Here is a 22,246-nt window from a genome sequence, read left to right on the forward strand (position 1 = left end):
GGTGAACGGCAGCACTCCGGCCGTGGCGACCATCGCGGCCCCGCCGAGCATCCCGGCGGCCAGCGTGGCGGCGAGCCCGAAACGCACCGGGCGGCCCACGCGGGACGGACGGCGACGGCCCGCCGTGGCACGGCCGAGACGGACGACCCCCGCGTCGGCGGGCGTGGCTGTGTACGGACGGTCGCGATGCCCGAGAGTCGCGTACTCCTCGTCCCGGCCGGTGCGCGCCTTGCGGAAGGCGGCCATCGCATTGGCCTCGCCCGGGAGTTCATCGCTGCTCAGCGGGGGTTCGGCGGTCAGCGCGCCCAGCGCGCGGGCGAGCCGGTCGGCCTGGTCGCGCTTGTCGGCGTCGACGGTTTCGAGTGGCTCTCCGCGCAGGAGTCGTTCCGCGGTATTGCGGTCCAACCACTTGTACTGCTCGTCGGCCATCACATGTCCTTCTGCGTCCGCGAACGCATATGCGTCACACCTGCGGACGACACCGCGTCGTTGTGCGGCTCTCTTTGTGGGGGTACGGCGGTCAGTGCACCGGTGGATTCCGGATCCGCGCCGAGCAGCTCCGCGAGCCGCTTCAGACCGCGGTGCGCCGCCGTGCGGACGGCTCCCGGGCGCTTGCCCAGCGTCTCGGCGGCGGTCTTCGCGTCAAGGCCGACGACGACGCGCAGTACGACGGCCTCCGCCTGGTCCTGCGGAAGCTGGGCTATGAGGGAGAGCGTGTGGCCCGTGGCGAGCGCCTCGATGGCCTCACCGGCGGTGTCGGACTCGGCCGCCCGCCCGGTCAGCTCGGTCTCGTCACCGCCGATCGCCGGGCGGCGGCCGCGCATCCGTATGTGGTCCAGGGCGCGGTTGCGGGCGATCCGGGCCGCCCAGCCGCGGAAGCGGTCGGCGTCTCCGCTGAACCGTTCGAGGTCGCGGGCGATCTGCAGCCAGGCCTCGGAGGTGACGTCCTCGGCGTCCGGGTCTCCGACCAGCGTCCGTACGTATCCCAGCAGCCGTGGATGCACAGCTCGGTACACAGTCCGGAAAGCGGTCTCGTCCCCGTCCTGTGCCGCAAGCACCGCGGCGGTCAGCTCCGCGTCGTCCCCCAGCACCGCGCGCCCCTTTTGCGCCTAAGCCGGCGCCGCTCTCGCGGACCGGGTTCTCGCCGTCGTGGTTCCTCAGTCGATGGATGCGGTCCTGCCCCGCATCCGGCGCGAAATGCACGGTACGGCCAGAAAGCATCTGGCGTCCATGTGCGTACAACGTACAAGCAACTCGTCCCCGTACCGGGGTGTGACAGAAAACGCACCCCCGGCGCTGTAGAGAGTACGGGTCGCCGCGCGGCCCGTACCGCGCGACGGTCGGGGCCTCTCCTGTGGGGGGTGGCGGCCCCGGCCGTCTCCGTGGTTTAGCGCTCTGACCTGGGGCTTTGCACGGATTCCGTGACCAACGCGACCAGCGCGTGACCAGCGGGCCGGACGTCTCAGGTGATCCTGTCCAGCACGATGCGCTGAGCTGTCCTGGGCGTGGGCTTGCGGACCCCTTCGACTCGATGCCGACCTTGGTGGGCCATGGTGAAGCCCCGGTGAGTGGTGCCTCGCGTTGGCCGGGACCTTCGCGCGGTTCTCCCCCGCGTCCAGGTCGTTCGTGACCTTGCTGTGCCGCCAGTGGTGGATGCGGCTTCTCGGGGAGGTTCAGCCGCTCCCTGATGAAGCGTCATCGGGCGCTGACCTCACCCACGCCCAGACGCCCCTGGCGGTGCGCTCCTGCTCACCGCAGGTGTCGACACCACCGTGCATGGCCTGGGCGGCTGCCTCTACGCGACGGTCAGGCGCTTGCCGGGCGTCGCCTTGAACCCCGTGACGATCACCGGGTTCTCCTCGCGGTCGTCGCCCTCACCGACGAACCGCAGGTCGGCCAGCGCGCCGAGCCCGGCCTCACGCAGCTTCGCGCACAGGTGGTCGTGGCGCGCGGCGGTGGTCTCCGAGGCTCTGCCCGCACGCGCCTGCGAGACCCACAGGAGTCTGCCTTCCTCATCGGTCAGGACGAGGAACAGCTTGAGGCGGAGCGTGTGCCACGCTCCGCCTCAAGCGCCGCATGGCGGATGCCTGTCAGGCCAGGTCGCTGCCGAAGGCGGTCGACAGATACGCACGGGCCTCGGTGATGGACCGGTCGATGATCCGGGCCGCCTCGCGGGCCTCCTCGGGCCGGTGGCCCGCCTGTACCTGCAGGCGGAAGCGGGATGCGCCGGCCGGGGTCACCGGGAACTCCACCATGAAGGCGAGCACCCCCTGGTCGAACACGAGCCGGTTGGTGACCCGGGCCAGCTTCTCGTTCCCGATCAGGACCGGGACGAGAGGGGACGCGAAGCCCATGCAGGTCAGCCCGCGCCCGCTGAGCTCGTCGCGGAGGGCGTCGATCGCCTGGAACAGCCGTCCGCGCAGCTCGTCGCCCTCCGGTGAACGGATGATCTTGGCCGCCGTGAGCACGACCGCGGTCTGCACAGGGGACAGGGCGTTCGAGAATATATGGGAGCCGCCGAACATCTTCACGTACTGCTTCACCGCGGGGGACTTGGAGGCGAGGAATCCCCCGTTGGAAGCGAAGCTCTTGGAGAAGGCCCCCATCACCAGGTCCACCTTGCCGAGCATCTCCTGCATGCCCAGTACGCCGCTGCCGCCCGGACCGGTGGCGCCCAGGTCGTGGGCCACGTCGACCAGCAGGGTGGCGTTGTGCTCGTGGCACACGTTCTGCAGCGCGACCAGGTCGGGCCAGTCGGCGTCCACCGAGAACAGGCCGTCGGTGACGACGAGGATGCCGCCTCGCGCGTCCTGCGCCCGGATCTCACGCAGGTGGCCGCGTACGGCGTCCACACTCAGGTGCTCGTAGCGGCGGACGTTCCGGGTGGCCGCCCGCGCGCCCTGCTGCAGGCACGCGTGCGCGAACCGGTCGATCACCACGTGGTCCTCGGGACGCACCAGACCGACGACGGTGCCGAAGCCGGCGGCCCAGCCCGTCGGGAAGAGGGTGACGTGCTCGGCTCCCACCAGCGCGCCCAGGACCTCTTCCAGCTCGTTGGAGATCGTGGTGTTGCCCAGCACCATCGGCGAGCCGGCGCTGTGCGGCCCGTAGTCGCGCAGCGCCCGGGCCGCGGCTTCACGGATCGCGGGGTGGGAGTTGAACGAGAGGTAGTCCTGGGAGTTGAAGTTGATGCCGCGGGTGCGCCGCCCCAGGTCGTTGGTGATGACCGCGGTGTTCCCGGGGCCTGCTCCAGGACGCGCGAGTACTGCCAGGTCTCCGTACGGCGGCGGGCCTGCACCCATCCGTGGAAGTCGTCGGTACGCCGCATCAGGTCACGGCCCACGGGCCGGTAGTAGTCGTAGGCGTTCTTGTCGAGCGCGTACTCCTCGTCCGCGTCGACGGGTCGGCGCAGGTGCTCGGGCTCCCACATCTCCGCAAGGCCGGTGGCGGCGCTTGGGTATTCGTCGCGGAGGAACCTGCAGAACAGGTCCACCTCGACATCGGTTTTCTGGCTGGCCCCGAGTTGCGTGAGCGAGTCCCACGGGATGTGGGAGGCCCAGTTGTGCATCATCTCGGATATGTTCCGGGCCGATTCGCCCATTTTGGCGGAGCATTCGACGAGTGCCTGGCAGCTCTCGGGGTCGTCGCGGAGCACCTCCTCGGAATTGCGCCCGTCAAGCCGCTGTACGGCCAAGTCGGCTGCGGTGAGAATCTCCCTGACCAGTTCGCCGTCCTCACGCGGCGATGCCTCCTGCATGGCCTGTATGTCCTGGCGTTCCCCCGTTTTCCGCTCGCCGTGGTCTTCCTGGTCCGGCTTACCCGCCTGATCTGCTTGGTTCAGTTGGCTCACCGCTGCGCTCCTCTCGTTTTCTGTTTCCGGCCTCGGGATCAGGCGAAAAGGTTTTGCCGGTAGCTCTTGGACGCGTTCTCGAAGTTTTCGAAGATGGGGAAGGCGTCCGAGTGTTGCTTGGCGGCGTCGTCGAGCAGGAAGAGGTTCGATGCCTGGAAGAACTCGGAGACCGGGGCGATATCGGCGTGGGTGGCGATCAGCCGGTTGGTCTCGTCCTGGTTGCTCTGCAGGGCGACGAAGAGCTGCAACTCGTCGTGCCGCAGGGTCTGCATTTCGGCCAGCGTGCAGGTGTAGTCGTAGTACGCCGCGGCGGCCTGACTGCGTCGGCGGCTGCGGTAGTGGTTCAGTGCCTGGTCCATCGGCTGCTCCCCGGCCAGCCACGAGTGGAGTGCGGAGGAGGCCAGCTCGGCGTCGCGGAAGGCGTAGGTCATGCCCGTCGCGGTGCACTGGTCCTTGAAGCACTCCGCGTCCCCCACCAGGACCCATCCGGGGCCGGACAGCGGGCGGAGGAAGGCTGCCTGGTCCAAGGTCCCGTAGAAGCGCTCCTCGCGGCTGCCGGAGGTGCGGACCAGCTCACCGATCTCCGGGCTGACGAAGTCCAGCGCCTTGTGGAAGTTGCCGTCGATGTCGCTGCGGAACTCCCTGGACCACTCGCTCGGCCCCCAGACCAGGGTCATGTTCTGGCCGAAGTTCGTCGGGACCACCGCCATGCCCATGCGTCCACGGCGGTGCAGGTGAGCGGTGGTCGGGTCGAAACCGGAGAAGTAGCTCCAGTAGGCGAAGGTGCACTTGGGCCGCTGGTCGAGCTTGGGCAGCTTCAGGGCCCTGGCGACCAGGGAGTTGCGCCCGTCCGCGCCGACGACGACCCGGGCCCGCTCCTCCACCCTGCCCCCGTCCCTGGTGCGCCCGCGGACGCCGACGACCTGCTCGCCGTCGTACAGCAGGTCCTCGACGGTGAACCCCTGGCGCACCTCGGCACCGGCCTCGGCGGCGGCCTCGATCAGGATCTGGTCCAGGACCTGGCGCCGCACCGAGGCGTAACGCTGGACCACGCCGGAGTCGTCCTGGTGCATTTCCTTGAAGTGCAGGCGCAGCAGGTCCATCGGGACCTCTCCGGACAGGGGGATACCCTCGTTCACCAGGTTGACCACGGTGTGGGACGGGGTTGAGGCCAATACCTTGTCCAGCAGCCCCCAGCGGTTCAGATACGACATTCCATGCGGCCACAGGAAATGCGTGGACAGGACATCGCTGGGAAATGTGGACCTGTCGACCAGCAGGACTCGGTGGCCTTTCCTGGCGAGGAGCGCAGCCGTCGACGCGCCCGGGCACCGGGCACCGGGCACCGGGCACCGGGCACCGGGCACCGGGCACCGGGCACCGGGCACCGGGCACCGGGCACCGGGCACCGGGCACCGGGCACCGACAACAATCACGTCATACACGGATGGATTACCAACCTCTCTTGAGAACACAAGGGAAATGACCGCTCTTTCCTCATGCGGTCGGGGGCCGGATCGCATGCCCCTCAAGTCGTCAGCCCTGCTGAGAAAAGAGTCGTCAGCCCTGCTAAGAAAAGAGGGGACGGGGCGTCCGCTGGGATGGGCCGGCGGCTGATCCTGTAGGGAGGGCGTGTGGGTGCGGTTCAGCGCCGGACTGGCATGTACTCGGCGGGGTAGCGGGCGTCGTAGCCGCAGGTGTGCAGGATCTCCTCGACATGGGCGAGGTCGGTGTCGGCGAGGTGACCTCGGGGCCGCCGATGTTCTCTTGGGGTTGCGGGTAACGGGGATCGGCACGACATCCGGTTAGCCGTGTCAGCCGGCCGTGCTGTGGGCGGGCCGTGGTCGTGCCGCGGACTCGCGGTGGTGGATGGGGCCGGTGCCGTGGGACAGGGGCAAGCCGGTTCTGTGGTGGGTGTGGGCGATGATCTCGGCGGTGATGGAGATGGCTGTTTCCTCGGGGGTGTGCGCGCCGAGGTCGAGCCCGATCGGGGAGTTGAGGCGGGCGAGTTGTGCCGTCGTGACGCCGGCCCCGCGCAGTCGCTGGTTGCGGTCCTCGTGGGTGCGGCGGGAGCCCATCGCGCCGATGTATCCGACGGGGAGACTCAGCGCCAGGCTCAGTAGGGGGATGTCGAATTTGGCGTCGTGGGTGAGGACGCAGATCGCGGTGCGGGCGTCGACTTCTGCGGCCTCCAGGTAGCGGTGGGGCCAGTCGACGACGACCTCGTCGGCGTGCGGGAAGCGGGCGTGGGTGGCGAACACGGGGCGGGCGTCGCACACGGTGACGCGGTAGCCGAGGAAGCTCCCGGTCTGGCTCAGGGCGGCGGCGAAGTCAACGGCGCCGAAGATCAGCATGCGGGGTGGAGCGGCGTGGGTGTGGACCAGGATCGAGAGCTTGTTGGGGCACATGTCGCGATCCCCGCCGACGTCGATCCTGGCGGTGCGTCCCGCCCTCAGCAGGGCGCGTGCCTGTGCCACGACCGCGCGGTCCTCGTCCGGGCTGCCGAGGGTGCCGTCGTACTCGCTGCCGTCGCCGAGGAGGGAGAGGGTGCGGCCGAGGAGGTGCTCGGGGCCGTCGATGATCTGGGCGAGGGCGATGGACCGGTCCTGGGTGATGGCTTCGAGGGCCGTGGTGAGGTGGGGCTGGTCGGCGGGGTCGACGTGCTGGACGAGGACTTCGATCTCGCCGCCGCAGGTCAGGCCGACGGCGAAGGCGTCGGAGTCGGAGTCGGAGTAGCCGAAGCGGGCCCGTGCGGGGGTGCCGCGGTCCGCCAGTATCTGTTGGCACAGGTCGTAGACGGCTCCCTCGACGCAGCCGCCGGAGATGCTGCCGACCACCTGGCCGTCAGCGTCGACGGCGAGTGCGGTGCCGGGTGGCAGGGGTGCGCTGCCACTGACCTGGACGACGGTGGCCAGGGCGAAGGGGCGGGCCTCGCGGCACCATGCGTACAGCGTGTCTGCGATGTTCAGCATGGGCTGATCTCCACTGATCTCCATGGGCGGTTCGGGGGGCCGCCGCCGTGTCGGCGCGGGAGAGGTGACACGGCGACGGCCCTGGTGTCCGGCGGCGGCCCGCTCAGCTACCGCCGGACGGTCGGAGGGGCACCCGCGTGCTCAGAGCAGGGCCTCTGTGGTGATGGGCAGTTCGCGGATGCGGCGGCCGGTGGCGTGGAAGACGGCGTTGGCGATGGCGGGTGCCACCCCGACCTGCACGATCTCCCCCAAGCCCTTGACGCCGATGGGGTCGGCGTCGCGGTCGTCGCCGTCGAGGTAGATGGCCCGCAGGTCGGGCACGTCGGCGTTGACGGGGACCAGGTAGTCGGCGAGGTTGGCGTTGACGATGCGGCCGTCGCGGTGGTCGGTGACCGTGTGCTCGAGCAGGGCCTGGCCGATGCCGCCGACCATGCCGCCCAGGGCCTGGCTGTCGGCGAGCTTGGGGCTGATGATGCGGCCCGCGTCGTAGACGCCGAGCATCCGCCGCACCCGGACCAGACCCAGCCGGGCGTCGACGGCGACCTCGGTGAAGACCGCGCCGTAGGCGAACAAGGAGTGCCGCTCCGGTCCCGTCGGCCGGGTGAAGGAGCCCATCGCTTCGAGGTGGGTGCGGTTGTTTCGGGCCAGGAGCTGCTGGTAGGTCTCGCCGCGTGCGGGGTTGTGCTTCACGTGCAGGCGGCCGGCGCGGACCACGACGGTGTCGGGATTGACGCCGTGCAGCGGCGATTTCGCGTCCTCGACGGCGAGTTTCACGGCCTGCTTCCGCAGCTTGTCGCAGCCGTCCTGGACGGCCGATCCGACACTGGCCATGGTCCAGGAGCCACCGTGCGGCGGGGCGGGCGGCATGAGGGAGTCGCCGAGGCGGAACGTCACCTTGCCCATCGGCAGGCCGAGGGCGTCCGCGGCGAGTTGCGTGTTGGAGGTGTAGGTGCCCGGGCCCATGTCGCTGGCCGCGGACTGGACGAGCGCGGTGCCGTCGGCGTCCAGCCTGACCGACGCCTGGGCGTCGTTGCGGGCGGTGTCGTAGACGCCGGCGGCCATGCCGGTGCCGATCAGCCAGTCGCCGTCGCGGGTGGAGCGCGGGCCGGGGTTGCGCCGGTGCCAGCCGAACTCGCGGGCGCCGACGGCGTAGCACTCGCGCAGCCTGCGGGTGGAGAACGGCAGGCCGCTGGACTCGTCCTCCTCGGGTTCGTTGCGCAGCCGCAGCTCGATCGGGTCGAGGCCCAGCTTGTCGGCCAGTTCGTCCATCGCCGACTCGATGGCGTACGAGGCGGTGGTGTACCCGGGGCCACGCATGAACAGCGGGGTGTGCACGTCCAGCGGTACCGTTCGGTACTCCTGGCTGACGTGGGGCATGCTGTACAGCATTTGCCCCGGGATCAGTACGGACTCCAGGAACGTCTCGTACGACGATGTCTCGGCGCGCACATCGTGAGTCATGGCGGTCAGGCGTCCGCGCCGGTCGCTGCCCAGGCGCACCGCGTACTCGTACGTGGGCCTGAAGCCCGTCCCGAAGTACAACTGCTTGCGGCTCAGGGCGAGTTTGACGGGGCGCTTCGTCTCGCGGGCGGCGAGGGCCGCGATGGTGACGTGCGGCCAGGCCCGCAGCCCGCTGCCGAAGCCGCCGCCGACGAACGGCGAGATGACGCGCACCGACTCCGGCGCCACACCGAACACCACGGCGAGTTCTATCTGGGTGCCGAACACCCACTGGGTCTTGTCCCACACGGTGAGCTTGTCGCCGTCCCAGCGGGCGGTGGTGGCGTGCGGCTCCATCGCGTTGTGGTTGTTGCGGGCGAGGTCGTACGTCATCTCCATGCGTACGGCGGCCACCTCCAGCGCCTTGTCCGTATCGCCCCGTGCGTATTTCTGGGGCTCGCCGGCCGGTGCGTCGGCCATGTCGGTCGACGGCTGCTGGGCGTCGTAGGTCACCTTGACCAGACTGGCGCCGTGCTGGGCGGCCTCCAGCGTGGTGGCCACCACGACGGCGACCGGCTGACCGTGGAAGTGAACCTTGTCGTCCTGGAAGACGTGCAGCCGCTCGCCCGGCGGGGCGGTGGGGAGCGGGTTGCGCTGGTAGGGCAGCTTGGGCGCGTTGACGTGGCTGATCACCTTCAGTACGCCGGCGTGGTCGAGGGCGGCGCGGGTGTCGATGCCGGTGATGCGGCCCCGGCCGATGCTGCTGTCGACGATGACTGCGTGCACGGCTCCGGCTATCTCATGGTCGACGGCGTACCGCGCCTTGCCGGTGACCTTCAGCCGGCCGTCCACCCGGGAGAGCGGGGCGCCGACGGCCGCCTGTGGCTGCGGGCTCATGCGGTGCCTCCTACGATGCGCAGCTGGCGTTCGACGGTGCGTTTCAGAAGCTCGGTCTTGAAGCGGTTGTGCTCCAGGGGGCGGGCTCCGTCCGCCGCTCGCTCCGCGGCCTGAGTCCACAGTGCCTGTGAGGGGCGTTCGCCGATGAGGTGCCGCTCGACCGCGGGCAGCTTCCACGGCACGGTGCCGACGCCTCCGGCGGCGACCTTCGCCTCCCGGATCACTCCGGCGCGGATGTGCAGGGCGACGGCGGCGGAGGTGAGGGCGAACTCGTAGGACTGCCGGTCGCGTACTTTCAGGTAGCCCGACTTCAGCGGGCGAGCAAGGGCCGGGATCTCCACGGCGGTGATCAACTCGCCCTTGCGCAGGGCTTGTTCTCGGTTCGGGGTGCTGCCGGGCTTGAGGAGGAAGTCGGCGAAAGTGACGCTGCGCTCCCCGTCCGGGCCGAGCAGGTGCACTCGCGCCTCCAGCGCCGCGAAGGCCACGGCGGCGTCGGAGGGGTGCGTGGCCACGCAGGCGTCGGACGTGCCGAGGATCGCGTGGGTGCGGTTGAAGCCTTTCAGCGCCGCGCAGCCCGAGCCCGGGTCGCGCTTGTTGCAGGCCGCGGTGACGTCCCGGAAGTACGTGCACCGGGTGCGCTGCATGATGTTGCCGCCGATGGTGGCCATGTTGCGCAGTTGGGCCGATGCGCTCAGTTCCAGCGCCTGGGAGACGACCGGGTAGGTGGTGCGCACCTTGGGGTGGGCGGCAGCCTCGGCCATCCGCACCAGGGCGCCGATCCGCAGGCCGCCGCGCTCGGTGACGGTCACGTCCCGCAGCGGCAGGTCGCTGATGTCGACCAGGGTCTCGGGGCGCTCGACGGTCTCGCGCATCAGGTCGACCAGCGTGGTGCCGCCGGCGATGTACCGGCCGCCGCGCCGACCGGCCGCGAGTGCGCCCCGGGTGTCGGAGACCTTGGTGAAGGAGAAGGGGTACATGGTGGCCGGGCCTCATTTCCCGCGCGCGGTCTGTTCGACCGCGCGCACGATCTTCACGTAGCAGCCGCAGCGGCAGATGTTGCCGCTCATCCACTCCCGGATCTCCTCGTGCGAGCCGGTGTGACCCTCCTCGATACAGCCGACGCCGGACATGATCTGACCCGGCGTGCAGAACCCGCACTGGAAGGCGTCCTGCTCGACGAACGCCCGCTGCAACGGGTGCAGTTCGTCGCCGTCGGCCAGGCCCTCGATGGAGGTGACCTCGGCGCCGTCCAGCCGGACGGCCAGCGTCAGGCAGGAGTTGACCCGCCGCCCGTCGACCAGCACCGTGCAAGCCCCGCAGGCACCGGCGTTGCAGCCCTTCTTCGTACCGGGCAGGCCGAACTGCTCGCGCAGCAGATCCAGCAGAGAGGTCCGGTTGTCGATTTCGGCGGTGTGCCGCTCGCCGTTGACTGTCAGCGACACACGACCGCTGGGTGCTGCTTCGACGGCGTCCGCCTCCTCGGCTGTGAACGGAAAGGCTCCTGCGGCCAGGCCACCGCCCGCCACGACGGCGCCACCGACGGCGGTCGTCGTGGCGATGAACGTGCGCCGGGACGGGGGCGACGGCTGCCCTTCGGGGGGAGGGCCGTATGACTCGGGAAGTTCGGTGGACATGCCCGCTCTCTTCGGTCGGCGGCAGTTTGGGTGGAGGGATCGGTGGTCTTACTCATCGGCGTGCCCGTCGACCGCTCGTCAGGGCAGCTGCGGGTACAGGGCGGTGACGCCTCCGGCCAGCCCGGCCTGCACCTCGCGGCTGATGTCGTCCACGACGATCTCGTAGGCGCCCTCGGCGATGGCGTCGGCGGCGAGGCGTGCGACGTCGGCGGGGGCGGTCTTGGGCGCGGTGACCGTGCTCGTCATGTCGGTGTCCATGTAGCCGACGTGCAGTCCGGCCACCCGGATGCCCTGGTCGGCGAGCTGGAGGCGCAGGGCGTTGGTGAGCGACCACTGCGCGGACTTGGCGGCGCAGTAGGCGCCGGCCTCGGGGAAGCTGAACCAAGACAGGGCGGACAGGATGTTCAGGACGGCACCGCCGCCGTTGGCCTCGATCTGCGGTGCGAAGGCCCTGACCACCGAGAGGGTGCCGTAGAAGTTGGTGTCCATGTCCCGGCGGATGTCGTCCGGGTCGCCGGTGAGCAGGTCGCTGCCGGTGGATATGCCGGCGTTGTTGATCAGGACGGTGACGTCACCGGTGGCCTTGGCGGCGGCCGTCACGGAGGCGGGGTCGGTGATGTCGAGCGCGATCGGCCTGACGCCCGGCAGGTCCACCTGGTCGGGGTTGCGGGCACCGGCGTAGACGGTGGCGCCGCGGCTGAGCAGCTCTGCGGCGAGTGCGCGGCCGAGGCCGCGGTTGGCTCCGGTGACGAGAACGGTGCTGGTGGAGAGGTCCATGAGAAGTCCCTGTTGCTTTGAGTGGGGGGAAGGGGTCGCTGATCGGATCGTGGGTGGTGTGCCGTGCCTGGACGTGGTTCAGGCACGGGTCAGACAGTCGGAGAGGTTCCCTGGGCGGCCTGTTCACGGGTACGTGCGGGTTGCCGGCCGTCGGCCGGGAAGATCAGGCAGGTGGTGGTGGCGTGGGCGAGCAGCCTGCCGGTGGGGTCGGTGACCGTGGCGGTGGCATAGGCGCTACGGCGGCCGACATGGACAGCGGTGCCCTCGCAGCGGATGCGGCCGGTGTCGACGGTGACGGGGCGCAGGAAGGTGATGTTGAGGCCCTGCGTCGTGTAGCCGGTTCCGGCGGGGAGCTGGCTGTAGACGGACGCGCCCATCGCGTTGTCAGCGAGGGTCGCGAGGACGCCGCCGTGGACAGTGCCGAGCGCGTTGTAGTGCCACCCCGCGGGGGTCAGCTCGAACACGGTGCGACCTGGTCCGACCTCGACCGGGTCGATGGCGAGGGTGTCCAGAGCCGGAGGGGTCGGCAGTGTTCCCTTGCCGATTCCCTGCAGCACCTCCAGGCCGCTCATCTGCCCGATGGCCTCGGCGGTCGGGCGGGGATCCTGCCAGGTGTAGGCGCGGTGCTGAGGGATGGGATGCGTGCTCATGAGGCGGTGGGGGTGGTCGTGGGGGCGGGCATGGGCGTTCCGTTCTGGTGGGGGCGGTTGTGTACGGAGGTCACGGCCACCACGGCGGCGGCGAGAAAGACGGCCGCGGTGACGGCCAGGCCGGCGTGCACGCCGGAGGTGAAGGCGTCCGCGATCGCCGCGCGCACCGCGCCGGGCGGCGCAGTGGTGCCGGTCGTCCCGGAGGCGACGGCCTGCTCGACGGGTGCGCGGGCGGCGACGGGGACGCCATGTGCGGCGAGTTGGTGGGGCAGGTCCGCGGTGACGCGGCCGGCGAGCAGCGAGCCGAGCAGCGCGGTGCCCATGACCGCGCCGACCTGCCGGGCGGTGTTGACGGCGCCGGAGGCCATGCCCGCGCGTTCAGGGGTGACGCTGACCAGCGCGGCGGCTGTGCTGGGCGCGATGACCAGGCCGCAGGCGGCCCCGAACAGGACGAACAGCGGCCAGACCCGGCTGTAGAGGGTGTCCGGGCCGACCGTGGTCAGACCGAGGGCGGCGAAGGCGCCGAGCAGCAGACCGACCGTCAGAGGTGCCTTGAAGCCGGTACGGCGGATCACCCTGCCGGTGAGGAACGCCGAGACGACGTAGACGCCGAACAGGGGCAGCATGCGCCAGCTGGTGTCCAGCGCGTTCAGGTGCTGGACGTTGTTGTAGAACATCACCACGAGGACGGCCACGCCGGTGAAGCCGAACAGCGCCACCGCGGCGATGACCATCACGGCGCTGAACGAGCGTGAGGCGAACAGCCGCACGTCGAGCATCGGCTCCGCCACCCGCAGCTCGACGGCGACGAACACCACCGCGCCGACCGCGGCCGCGACCCAGGCGGCGATGACGGGACCGGCGGTGTACCCGTCCTCGCCGCCCTGGATGAGGGCGTAGACGAGACTCGCGATCGTGAGGGTGCCCAGCAGCGCGCCGACCACGTCCAGACGGCCGTCGGGAGCCAGGGACTCCGCGGCGAACGGGACCGCGACCAGGAGCGTGATCACACCCAGGACGGGGTTCGACACGAACACCGCGTGCCAGCTGAAACGGTCCAGCAGGACACCGGCGAGGAGCGGGCCGACGGCCAGGCCGATGCCCGACGACGCCGCCCACACGGTGATCACCTCGGTCCGCCGCTGCGGATCGGCGAAGGCCGCGCCCAGCACGGCCAGGCTGTTGGGCAGGATGAGCGCGCCGCCGACACCGGAGACCAGCTGCGCGGCGATCACCGTGGCAGTGGTGTCGGCGGTCGCGGCCAGCACGCCTCCCGCGATCATGATCACCACGCCGACGCAGAACATCCGCTTGCGGCCGAAGAGGTTGCCCAGCGTGCCGGCCGACAGCACCAGACTGGCCACGACCAGCGTGTAGGCGCTGGGGATCCAGATCAGCGCGCCCGGGCTGACGTGGAGGTCGGCCTGGATCGCTGACAGCGCCGAGATCGTGGCGGTGATGAGCAGGAATGTCATCATCACGCCCAGGCACATCGCCACCAGTGTCAGAAGTTCCCTGTGCCGTACGGCAGTTCGTCTGCCCTTTCCTGCCTGGCGGCTGGCTCTGCCGCCAGGCAGACGGCCTGCTGCCGACGCGGAGAGGTCGGCCGAGGGGGCACGGTCCCTTGTCATGGAGGTCCTTCCTCGTTTCCCGAGGATGTGGTGGGAAGCAGATTCGGGACGCACTCGTCGGAGATGCGCTGCGGGCGAGCACGGGTGACGGGTTGTCATCTGCGTGGTCCGGCCCGCCGCTGCACCATGTGCGCGGCGTCTTCGTGAGCGGGCTGTGGCTATGCCTGCTGGTTCGCGATGCCGAGGTAGTCGCCCAGGTTCCGCTCGATCTCCTCGACGCCGATCTCGGCGATGAGCTTGCCGAGTTGCGGGATGCGGGCCTGGAATCCCGGCCACGTGACCGACTCCGCGAACCCCGCCCAGGACGCTCGCAGGTCGGCCACCGGTGGCAGGGTCGACCGGTTGATCTGCGCCTTGGCGCCCAGGACGGACGCCTTGTCGAAGGACGCGATGCGCGCCGCCACGCCGCCCACGAAGTCGTCGAGTTCGGCGTCGGGGACGGCCCGGGTCACCCATCCGTACTGCTCGGCGCGCTCGGCGTCGTAGTCGTGGCTGGTGAGGACCGCTTCGAGCGCGCGATCCCGCCCCAGCAGCCGGGCCAGACGGTCGCTGCCGCCACCGCCGGGGATGATGCCGATCGCGACCTCGGGCTGACAGAAGACCGCTTCCTCACGGCTGGCATACCGCAGGTCGAAGGCCAGGGTGATCTCGTCCCCTCCACCCCGCGTGCGCCCGCGGATGGAGGCGATGCTGATGAACGGGGCGTTGCTCAGGCGGGTGACGAGCTCGACCCACGTCGGAAGCCCGTCCGCGTTGTTCAGCGCCAGAAGTTCGGGCACCTGGGCGAGATCGGCATGGTTGTAGAAGTATCCGGGCGTACCGCTGTCGAAGACGACGACCTGAACCGCCTCGTCCTGGCTCAACTCGTCGACGACGTCGAGCAGTTGGACGACGGTGTCCGCGCCGACGACGTTCACCGGCGGATTCGTGAAGGTGACCCTGCGGATCTTCGGCGCCACAGTCTCGATCTTGAACATGCTGTGCTGGGTCATGCTGTGCTCCAGTGCTGAGGGGTATGCGTGCGGGAAGAGGAAGGTGTGATCGAGCCTCGCTCCGGGTCATGCCGGTGGCGTCGAGAACGGGCTGCTCAGTGGCTGCAGGCGCTACCTTCCGTGTGCCGGCTCCGCCGACTTCCTGTGGACCGGTGCGACCGCACGGTGCATGTACGCCGGCGGGAGGTTCGGCCACACCACCCGGCTGCGCTCCACCGTGGAGAACCGCCCGGTCAGCTCGGTGGCGAACCGGCGGGCCGGGGGTGTCCACGCCGCGTGCATGTATGCGAAGGTGCTGAACCTGCCGCTCGGACTCAGTACGGCGGCGGCCGCGTCGAGGATCCGGCGCTGCCGTTCGTGCGGCATGACGGTCCACGGCAGACCGGACACGATGACGTCGACCTGGTGCGGGACGAGCGTCGCCAGGTCCTCGGCGCTGCCCTGGACCACCTCGACGGCGCTCTGGGAGTACCGGTCCGTGAGCCGGCGGGCGAAGACCGGGTTGAGCTCGACCGCGACCAGCCGCGCGTTCGGAGCCAGCTGCCGCAGGATCGTTCCGGTGATCGCGCCGGTGCCGGACCCCAACTCCACCACGACGTCGGCGCGGTGAAGGTCCAGTCCGGCGGTCATGGCCTGGGCGAGTGTGGGGGAACTGGGCGCGATGGCGCCGGTGAGCCGGGGGCTGCGGAGGAACTCGCGCATGATCGACATGTTCAGAAGCTAGGGATCGGTCGTGTCGTCGCAAACCATCCCGAGCGCCCGACGGGGTCATCCGCCAGGACGAACCAGTCCGCTCTCGTAGGCCACGACGACGGCCTGTATCCGGTCGCGGAGGCGCAGCTTGCCGAGGATCCGGGCCACGTGGGTCTTGACCGTGGTCTCGCCGAGGAACAGCTTCCCGGCGATCTCCGTGTTGTTCAGCCCACGGGCGACCAGACCCAACACCTCACGCTCGCGGTCGGTCAGTACGTCGAGGCGTTTGTCGGTGAGGGGAGCGATGGCGTCCGTGACATACCGGTCGATCAGCCGTCGGGTCACCGAGGGGGCGATCACCGCGTCGCCGCGCAGCACGCCGCGGATGGCGACGAGCATCTCGGCGGTCGGCGTGTCCTTGACGAGGAAGCCGCCGGCTCCGGCACGAAGCGCCGCGTAGGCGTACTCGTCGCGGTCGCAGGCGGTGATGACCAGCACCTGTGTCTGCGGCAGTGCGGCGCGTACCTGTGCGGTGGCCGAGATGCCGTCCAGGCGCGGCAGCCGTACGGCCATGAGGACGAGGTCCGGGCGCAGTGTGAGCGCCTGTGCCACGGCCGCCTCGCCGTCCCCGGCTTCGCCGACGACCGTGAGGTCTGACTGGCTGTCCACCACCATGCGCAGGCCGACCCGCATCAGCTCCTGGCCGTCACAGATCAACACACCGGCCTCCGCCATGGCGTCCCTCCTTCGTAGAGCCGGTCGGCGGTGCGGGCACCGGCGTGGACGCCGTGCTCGCAGCTGAGGAACCGGGCGGTGAGGTCCTGGCCCGGACGTCGGTCGGCACGGGTGGCGAGGACATGGCTGGTGAAGAAGTCCATGGATGGCTCCTGAGTGATTGACGAATATGGCGAATGCGGCAGATCGGGAGGGCGTACTCGCGTCTCACCCGAACGGCCCGTCGTTGTTCCGGGCAGAGATCGCGGGCCGGCCGCAGTAGTGCCGTAGGTCAGGGGCGTGGGCGGCCTGAGGAGAGCGGCTTCGCAGTGGCATCCCCGGATGGGCGGCGATCTTCGAACGCGGCCAGCGTGACGACGATCGAGGCCGCGACGACCGCCGCCAGGTAGGCCGGGGCCGCCGGAGTGACCGCGCATCCGACGACCAGAGCGGACAGCGCGACCAGCCGCGCCCGGGGCAGGTCGTCGAACAGGGTCCTGCCGTGCCACGTCTGCGCCCCGATGAAGAGGGCAGGCCCGCCGAACAGCAGCAGGTTCGTGGTGATGCCGGCGTGATGCGCCGGGTGCGCGATGACACGTTCATCGCCCGCGGCGGCGGCGATCATCCCGGCGACGGAGACCATGAGGCTGTAGACGCCGCTGCGCCCCGCCCGGATGGGGTCCTCGGTCCGCTCATAGTGGCGCACGATGTGCTCGGAGCGGCTGAAGAACAGCCAGAACAACGCGACCGTGCCGGCGAGAGCCACGCTGCTGGTCAGCAGGGTCATCGGCTCGTACGGCGCTGTGGTGAGCGCCGTGCCGGTCGTCAGGATCGCCTCACCGAACGCGATGATCATGAACAGGCGGCCGCGCTCCAGCAGGTGGCCGCCCGCGAAGCCGACCTGCCGGGAGTCCAGCCTGCGGCCGGGAAGGGGATGCGCCGTCCAGGTGCCCGCCAACTCGATCAGGATCGCCGCGGCCCACCACACCAGCCGCGCGCCGCCGTCGGCCGCCGCGCCGGTCAGCCAGAAGGGGGCAGCCGCGGCGAACCAGACCAGGACGCGGCGCCAATGCTCCTGATCACGCCGGTCGAGGCCCACCCTGAGCAGCCACACCGTCCGGCCGAGGTGAATCAGCAGGAAGGTGACGACGAAGACCCACCCGGCATCGCCGAAGGCGCGCGGGATCGCGGCGTTCATGAACAGCCCCAGGAGCATGACCGTCAGCAGCATCCGCCGGGTCCGCGGATCCTCGGCCGGGACGAGGGTGACCGCCCAGGTGGTGTACGCCCACGCCGCGTAGACGGCGAGGTAGAGCACGAGCGTCTGGGCGGCGCCGGTCCACGTCGGGTGGGCCAGCAGCTGATGCGACAGCTGGCCGATGGCGAAGACATAGACCAGGTCGAAGAACAGCTCCAGCGGTGTGACCTCCCGGCGCGCCGGAACGCTGGTCGACTGCACGTTGGGTCTCCCCTCGGTCGGGGAGGCGTTCCGACTCCCGTGGTGGCGGCGTTGGTGTGAGCGGTCAGTCGGCGAGGAAGGCGCTCACCTGGGCGGCGAAGTCCCTGGCGTGCTGGAAGAGGAAGCCGTGGCCGGCGTCGCTGTAGGTGACGAGGGTGGCATTGGTGACGTGTTGGACGGCGGTGTAGGAGGCCAGGGCCGGGATCATCGCGTCCCGCATGCCCGTCGCGTACAGGACGGGGTGCTTGATGGTCTCCAGGTCCGCTCGCACCTGCTCGAAGGGGATCGACGCGTCCTTCGCGATCGCGGTGATCTGGCCCAGCCCCGCCGCCTCGGACACACCGGGGCCCCCGGCGGCCAGCCGCGTGGCCACCCTGGAGAGGTACGCGTACCCGGCGGCGCGCCCCGCGTCGGTCTCGGGGAAGAACAGGAACACCAGGTCGTCCGCGGTGACCTCGGGCTTGATCATGGTGGCCCGCACCTTCTCGTCCGGGGCGGGCGCGCCGGGCACCGTGCCGCCCGGATTGGCGGCGGCCACGACCAGCTTGCGCACCAGGTCGGGCCGGGTGCGGGTGATGTGCTGGGCGACGGTGCCGCCCAGGGTCCAGCCGAGCAGGTCCACCTGTGGCAGTCCGAGGGCCTCGATGAACTCGACGGCGCCGTCGGCGAACCCCTCGACGGAGTCACGTGGTTCGCCGGTGGTGTAGCCGTGGCCGATGTCGTCGAACACGATCACGTCGTGGCCGGCGGCCAGGTGGTCCAGAAACTCCGGGTCCCACCAGTCGACGGTCCCGCGGACCCGGTTCAGCAGAACCAGCGGGATGCCGCCCCGCGGGCCGATGCGCCGGTAGGTGAACGTCGCGGAGGGACCTTCGACGGTGAGGTTCTCGGCCGCGTCTGCCAGATACGTACTCATGGCGGGCTTCGCTTTCTTGTCGCTGTGTCTTGTGGGGGCGTCAGGCAGGCAGCCGGTTGAGCTTGCGCAGCTGCTGGTCGAACACGCGGGAGGGGACCATGTGGCGCATGGTGCGGACGCGCCCGGTCATGGCGCCGGCCGTGTAGCGAAGCTTCGGCTTGGCGTCGGTCGCCGCGGCGACGATCGCCTTGGCGACGACGACGGGGTCGTCGCCGTCCTTGACCGCCTGGGCCATGTACTCCTCGAAGACGTGCCGCTGCTTGGCGTAGACCTCCAGGGGCTGGTCGGGCCGCACGCTGGCCGCGTCGAACGCAGTGTTGGTCCAGGCCGGTTCGACGAGCAGAACCCGTACGCCGTACTCACGGACCTCGTGGTCGACGGACTCCGAGTAGCCCTCGACGGCGTGCTTGGAGGCGGCGTAGACCGCCATGTAGGGCTGCGGCATGAACCCGACGATGGACGAGATGTTGATGATCCGTCCGCTGCCCGCCGCGCGCATGTGTGGCAGGACGGCGTTCGTCATACGGATGACGCCGAAGACGTTGATGTCGAAAAGGCCCTGCGCCTGCGCGGCGGAGGACTCCTCGGCGGCGCCCGCCGAGCCGATACCGGCGTTGTTGACCAGGACGTCGATCCGCCCGAACCGGTCGATCACCTCTTGGACCGCGGTCGTCACCGACGCGTCGCTGGTCACGTCGAGGTCGAGGAAGGCCACTCCCTTGAGAGGGGTGACGTGCGCGGTGTTGCGGCTGGTCCCGACCACCTCGTAGCCCGCTTCGGCCAGTGCGAGGGCGGCTGTCTTTCCGATGCCGGAGGACGCGCCTGTCACGAGGGCTACCGGACGTGTTGTCGCCATTGTGGGCTCCTGACTCATGGACTGCTTCGTCTTGCGGGGTGTGGGGATCGCGGGGCCGGACGCGGATGACGGTCGTACCGAGGTCCGTCGCCGCAGCACCCTCGATCGGTTTCACTAATGTATCAGCTTCTAAGTAAGAAGCAACATCAGAGCATCAATTAAGAAAATATCCGTAGCGTTCGCGTATCCACTACGGAGGGTCAGGAGGCCAGTCAATGCGGCTGAGGCATGCCGCGGTGACAGTGCCCGCCATAGGCCCTCCGGATCGACCTGGTCAGCGCCCCGTTGCACGGCGATACCCCGCCGGGCTCGGCTCCGGCGGGGTATCGGGCATGAGCTGCCGGTCTGCGGTCACCGTTCGTGTCGGTGCCTGCGGCCGTCTCGCGGCGAGGTGCTTTCAGCGGTCGAGGAAGGCGTTCACCTCGGTGCCGAACTTGACGGCGTACTGGTAGAGGAAGCCGTGGCCGGCGTCCGGGTAGATGTGCAGTTGGGCGTTGGGGAGGTACTTGGCCAGCAGGTGGGAGTTCTTGGCGGGCATCAGGATGTCGCTCTCGCCGTCGGCGACCAGGACCGGCTGGAAGAGGGCCTTCAGGCGGACCAGCTTGGACTTGTCGGGGATGCCCCACTCGGACCACGCGGTGAGCTGGCGGTCGCGGGTGGCCAGGCTGGAGGGGGCGTCGAGGTCGGTGGTGCGCTGCCCGAGTCGCTGCAGGAACTCCCTCCCCGCGGCCTGGCTGGAGGAGGTGTTCTTGAAGAAGAGGAAGAGGTAGTCCTCGGGGCCGGGGTTGTCCTTCAGGGTCCGCTGCAGGATGTTGGGATCCGATGCGCGCTGATCCACTCCGCCCTGGGGGCCGGTGCCGGCCAGGACGACGCGGCGGACCTGCCAGGGGCGGCGCAGGGCGACCTCCTGGGCGACCTCGCCGCCGAGGGAGAAGCCGAACACGTCGTAGCGGGGCAGCTTGAGGGCGTCGATGAACTCGATGGCGTCCAGGGCCATCTGCTGGACGGTGCTGGGGGTGGTGCCGGTGGAGCCGCCGACGCCGACGTTGTCCACGAGGATGACCTCGCGCTTGGCGGCGATGGTGTCGATGAGCTTGGGGTCCCAGCTGTCGAGGTTGCCGCGGAAGTGCTGAAAGAAGACCAGGGGCACGCTGTCGGCGCTGGGGTGGCCGAAGCGGCGGTACTGGTAGGTGACGCCGTTGGCGGCCTTGACGCGCAGGTTGGGGGCGGTGCTGGCGCTCTCCGCGTTCTGCGTCTGGGTGGCCGAGTGCCGCGTGCCGCTGGAGCTGCCGCTCATGGCATTGGCCATGCTCGGTGCCGTGGCGTCGACAGCCGCGACGACCGACATGCTGGCCAGCGCCATCGCAGTCCGTCGGGAGATACGGGTACGTCGGTTGGTTGAGGACATGCCAATTCCTTGAGTCGGGCCGGAGGTCTCCCCGGCGCGTTGAACCTGCCGTGCGCTCCGCGTACGGATGTTCTGTGGGGCGCACGGAAGTGGAGCTATTCCTGACCCGGCGACTTCGTCGAGCCGGGTCCGGTGACCTCCCGCTCGGATCCGGACCGGAGGTCATGGTCTGCGCGAGGGCGGGGGAGCTGGGAGCGACGACGCCGGTGAGCCGGGGGCGGCGAAGGAACTCCCGCATGATCGACATGTCCTGAAGCTAGGGATCAATAATGTCGTCGGGAGTCATCCCAGGCGCCCGATCGTGTCATCCGCCAGGGCGCACCAGTCCGCTCTCGTAGGTCATGACGGCGGCCTCTATCCGGTCGAGTACGAAGATTGATCGAGGGCATGAAAATTTCTTGGGTCACGGCCGGAGGGCTTGCCCCGGAGTGGTGAACCTGCCGTACGCGGACGTCGTGGGCCGTGTGGGCCGATGCCGTCCCGGCTTCCGGCCCCTTTCGTGACGCACCTGTCGAGTCGGCGTCAGCATGGACGGCGAAAGCGTTACCCGACCGGCAACTTCGTCGATTCGTCAGCTGTCAGGGGTGTGGTGCAACCCCTAATGTGTATCATCGACGTATCAAATAGAGATGCAGGCGCGGCAGTGGAGAATCAATTATCGGGATACCCGTAGCGTTCACGTATCCTCTACAGGGGACGAAAAACGAACGAGACAGGGAGACCGCTATGGGCCGACCGCTGCGGGCAGATGCCGAGCGCAGTGTGCGTGCGATTTTGGAGGCGGCCGAGCGGGTTCTCGCCGAGGACGCCGGTGCCTCCATGGAGCAGATCGCCGAGGCGGCGGGGCTGACCAGGATCACGGTGCACCGCCGGTTCGCGAACCGGCAGGCGCTGCTGGAGGCGCTCGCCGTCTCCGCGAAGCAGCAGCTCCTCGACGCCATCGGGGAAGCCCGGCCCGACTCCGCTCCCGCGCTCGTGGCCCTGTACCGGGTGACCGCGAACACCCTGCGGGTCAAGAGCACCTGGCGCTTCACCCTCAGCCACGCCACGCCCCACACCACCGCCGCAGCCGCCCTCTGGGAAGAGATCGACGCTTACACCCTCGAACTCATGACCCGAGCGCAGAACGAGGGAATCCTCGCCCCGGACGCGGACCTGGACTGGACGCGGCAGGTGTACTACGCGCTCCTGAGTGAAGCCCTCAACAGGCCCGGCACCGACCAGGACCCGGCCGCAAAGGATCCCGACGCGCTGGCCGCACTCGTCATCGACACACTCCTGCACGGCGCAGGACCACACGCCTGAGCCCCACCACGGCCAACCCCACCGTCTGTGTAGCGGGCGCGGTCGTGCAGGG

General features: G+C 69.7%; 19 protein-coding genes and 1 pseudogene. 1 reads left to right on the forward strand and 19 read right to left on the reverse strand.

Features of this window, described 5'->3' with window-relative positions:
• From IEZ21_RS14865 to IEZ21_RS14955, 19 genes and pseudogenes are all read right to left on the reverse strand, one after another.
• Nucleotides 1–429, reverse strand: a pseudogene (locus IEZ21_RS14865) (hypothetical protein); the annotation flags it as partial.
• Nucleotides 429–1,091 carry an RNA polymerase sigma factor gene (locus IEZ21_RS14870; protein ID WP_033325306.1) on the reverse strand — a complete coding sequence of 221 codons (663 nt, stop codon included), beginning with the start codon at nucleotides 1,089–1,091 and terminating at the stop codon, nucleotides 429–431. The pseudogene IEZ21_RS14865 and the gene IEZ21_RS14870, both read right to left, overlap by 1 nt.
• Before the next feature lie 999 nt (nucleotides 1,092–2,090).
• Nucleotides 2,091–3,302, reverse strand: coding sequence for an aminotransferase class I/II-fold pyridoxal phosphate-dependent enzyme (locus tag IEZ21_RS14875; protein WP_213089298.1), 1,212 nt, complete (start codon nucleotides 3,300–3,302; stop codon nucleotides 2,091–2,093).
• 586 nt (nucleotides 3,303–3,888) lie between these two features.
• Nucleotides 3,889–5,373, reverse strand: coding sequence for an NAD(P)/FAD-dependent oxidoreductase (locus tag IEZ21_RS14880; RefSeq protein ID WP_189322371.1), 1,485 nt, complete (start codon nucleotides 5,371–5,373; stop codon nucleotides 3,889–3,891).
• Nucleotides 5,374–5,664: 291 nt separating this feature from the next.
• The gene (locus IEZ21_RS14885) at nucleotides 5,665–6,822 is read right to left on the reverse strand and encodes an XdhC family protein (RefSeq protein WP_189322372.1); all 1,158 of its coding nucleotides are present in this window, start codon (nucleotides 6,820–6,822) and stop codon (nucleotides 5,665–5,667) included.
• A 141-nt stretch (nucleotides 6,823–6,963) separates the two neighbouring features.
• Entirely contained in the window at nucleotides 6,964–9,159 is a 2,196-nt protein-coding gene (locus IEZ21_RS14890) for a xanthine dehydrogenase family protein molybdopterin-binding subunit (RefSeq protein WP_189322373.1), read from the reverse strand.
• Nucleotides 9,156–10,136 carry an FAD binding domain-containing protein gene (locus tag IEZ21_RS14895; protein ID WP_189322374.1) on the reverse strand — a complete coding sequence of 327 codons (981 nt, stop codon included), beginning with the start codon at nucleotides 10,134–10,136 and terminating at the stop codon, nucleotides 9,156–9,158. Before IEZ21_RS14895 ends, IEZ21_RS14890 begins: the two co-directional genes overlap by 4 nt.
• Before the next feature lie 12 nt (nucleotides 10,137–10,148).
• On the reverse strand, nucleotides 10,149–10,793 hold the full coding sequence (locus IEZ21_RS14900; protein ID WP_189322375.1) for a (2Fe-2S)-binding protein: 645 nt from the start codon (nucleotides 10,791–10,793) through the stop codon (nucleotides 10,149–10,151).
• 78 nt (nucleotides 10,794–10,871) lie between these two features.
• Nucleotides 10,872–11,570, reverse strand: coding sequence for an SDR family oxidoreductase (locus tag IEZ21_RS14905; RefSeq protein WP_189322376.1), 699 nt, complete (start codon nucleotides 11,568–11,570; stop codon nucleotides 10,872–10,874).
• 89 nt (nucleotides 11,571–11,659) lie between these two features.
• Nucleotides 11,660–12,220 (reverse strand): PaaI family thioesterase, encoded by a 561-nt coding sequence (locus tag IEZ21_RS14910; RefSeq protein ID WP_189322377.1) that lies wholly within the window; start codon nucleotides 12,218–12,220, stop codon nucleotides 11,660–11,662.
• Complete coding sequence (locus IEZ21_RS14915) at nucleotides 12,217–13,851, reverse strand: MFS transporter (RefSeq protein WP_189322378.1); 1,635 nt, start codon at nucleotides 13,849–13,851, stop codon at nucleotides 12,217–12,219. Before IEZ21_RS14915 ends, IEZ21_RS14910 begins: the two co-directional genes overlap by 4 nt.
• Before the next feature lie 158 nt (nucleotides 13,852–14,009).
• Nucleotides 14,010–14,843 carry an enoyl-CoA hydratase/isomerase family protein gene (locus IEZ21_RS14920; protein WP_189322379.1) on the reverse strand — a complete coding sequence of 278 codons (834 nt, stop codon included), beginning with the start codon at nucleotides 14,841–14,843 and terminating at the stop codon, nucleotides 14,010–14,012.
• 111 nt (nucleotides 14,844–14,954) lie between these two features.
• Nucleotides 14,955–15,545, reverse strand: coding sequence for a class I SAM-dependent methyltransferase (locus IEZ21_RS14925; RefSeq protein WP_246567736.1), 591 nt, complete (start codon nucleotides 15,543–15,545; stop codon nucleotides 14,955–14,957).
• A gap of 66 nt (nucleotides 15,546–15,611) precedes the next feature.
• Nucleotides 15,612–16,271, reverse strand: a complete 660-nt coding sequence (locus IEZ21_RS14930) for a response regulator (RefSeq protein ID WP_189322381.1) — start codon at nucleotides 16,269–16,271, stop codon at nucleotides 15,612–15,614.
• A complete protein-coding gene (locus IEZ21_RS14935; protein ID WP_189322382.1) occupies nucleotides 16,250–16,414 on the reverse strand; it encodes a hypothetical protein in 165 nt (54 codons plus the stop codon). Before IEZ21_RS14935 ends, IEZ21_RS14930 begins: the two co-directional genes overlap by 22 nt.
• A 128-nt stretch (nucleotides 16,415–16,542) precedes the next feature.
• Nucleotides 16,543–17,709, reverse strand: a complete 1,167-nt coding sequence (locus tag IEZ21_RS14940) for a low temperature requirement protein A (protein ID WP_189322383.1) — start codon at nucleotides 17,707–17,709, stop codon at nucleotides 16,543–16,545.
• Nucleotides 17,710–17,773: 64 nt separating this feature from the next.
• Entirely contained in the window at nucleotides 17,774–18,625 is an 852-nt protein-coding gene (locus IEZ21_RS14945) for an alpha/beta fold hydrolase (protein ID WP_189322384.1), read from the reverse strand.
• 40 nt (nucleotides 18,626–18,665) lie between these two features.
• Nucleotides 18,666–19,481, reverse strand: coding sequence for an oxidoreductase (locus IEZ21_RS14950; RefSeq protein ID WP_189322385.1), 816 nt, complete (start codon nucleotides 19,479–19,481; stop codon nucleotides 18,666–18,668).
• Nucleotides 19,482–19,878: 397 nt separating this feature from the next.
• Nucleotides 19,879–20,889 carry an alpha/beta fold hydrolase gene (locus IEZ21_RS14955; protein ID WP_246567738.1) on the reverse strand — a complete coding sequence of 337 codons (1,011 nt, stop codon included), beginning with the start codon at nucleotides 20,887–20,889 and terminating at the stop codon, nucleotides 19,879–19,881.
• A 726-nt stretch (nucleotides 20,890–21,615) separates the two neighbouring features.
• On the opposite strand from IEZ21_RS14955, the gene IEZ21_RS14960 reads away from it, so the two are divergent.
• Nucleotides 21,616–22,194, forward strand: a complete 579-nt coding sequence (locus IEZ21_RS14960) for a TetR/AcrR family transcriptional regulator (RefSeq protein ID WP_189322386.1) — start codon at nucleotides 21,616–21,618, stop codon at nucleotides 22,192–22,194.
• Nucleotides 22,195–22,246: the final 52 nt, after the last annotated feature.

The sequence above is a fragment of the Streptomyces flaveus genome, from assembly GCF_014647675.1.
GTDB lineage: Bacteria > Actinomycetota > Actinomycetes > Streptomycetales > Streptomycetaceae > Streptomyces > Streptomyces flaveus.

Bases quoted from the DNA above. Each gene is read 5' to 3' on its own strand.
- IEZ21_RS14875 (WP_213089298.1), bottom strand. From the start codon at position 3,302: ATGGGTGCAGGCCCGCCGCCGTACGGAGACCTGGCAGTACTCGCGCGT.
- IEZ21_RS14880 (WP_189322371.1), bottom strand. From the start codon at position 5,373: ATGCGATCCGGCCCCCGACCGCATGAGGAAAGAGCGGTCATTTCCCTT.
- IEZ21_RS14885 (WP_189322372.1), bottom strand. From the start codon at position 6,822: ATGCTGAACATCGCAGACACGCTGTACGCATGGTGCCGCGAGGCCCGC.
- IEZ21_RS14890 (WP_189322373.1), bottom strand. From the start codon at position 9,159: ATGAGCCCGCAGCCACAGGCGGCCGTCGGCGCCCCGCTCTCCCGGGTG.
- IEZ21_RS14895 (WP_189322374.1), bottom strand. From the start codon at position 10,136: ATGTACCCCTTCTCCTTCACCAAGGTCTCCGACACCCGGGGCGCACTC.
- IEZ21_RS14900 (WP_189322375.1), bottom strand. From the start codon at position 10,793: ATGTCCACCGAACTTCCCGAGTCATACGGCCCTCCCCCCGAAGGGCAG.
- IEZ21_RS14905 (WP_189322376.1), bottom strand. From the start codon at position 11,570: ATGGACCTCTCCACCAGCACCGTTCTCGTCACCGGAGCCAACCGCGGC.
- IEZ21_RS14910 (WP_189322377.1), bottom strand. From the start codon at position 12,220: ATGAGCACGCATCCCATCCCTCAGCACCGCGCCTACACCTGGCAGGAT.
- IEZ21_RS14915 (WP_189322378.1), bottom strand. From the start codon at position 13,851: ATGACAAGGGACCGTGCCCCCTCGGCCGACCTCTCCGCGTCGGCAGCA.
- IEZ21_RS14920 (WP_189322379.1), bottom strand. From the start codon at position 14,843: ATGACCCAGCACAGCATGTTCAAGATCGAGACTGTGGCGCCGAAGATC.
- IEZ21_RS14925 (WP_246567736.1), bottom strand. From the start codon at position 15,545: ATGCGCGAGTTCCTCCGCAGCCCCCGGCTCACCGGCGCCATCGCGCCC.
- IEZ21_RS14930 (WP_189322381.1), bottom strand. From the start codon at position 16,271: ATGGCGGAGGCCGGTGTGTTGATCTGTGACGGCCAGGAGCTGATGCGG.
- IEZ21_RS14935 (WP_189322382.1), bottom strand. From the start codon at position 16,414: ATGGACTTCTTCACCAGCCATGTCCTCGCCACCCGTGCCGACCGACGT.
- IEZ21_RS14945 (WP_189322384.1), bottom strand. From the start codon at position 18,625: ATGAGTACGTATCTGGCAGACGCGGCCGAGAACCTCACCGTCGAAGGT.
- IEZ21_RS14950 (WP_189322385.1), bottom strand. From the start codon at position 19,481: ATGGCGACAACACGTCCGGTAGCCCTCGTGACAGGCGCGTCCTCCGGC.
- IEZ21_RS14955 (WP_246567738.1), bottom strand. From the start codon at position 20,889: ATGTCCTCAACCAACCGACGTACCCGTATCTCCCGACGGACTGCGATG.
- IEZ21_RS14960 (WP_189322386.1), top strand. From the start codon at position 21,616: ATGGGCCGACCGCTGCGGGCAGATGCCGAGCGCAGTGTGCGTGCGATT.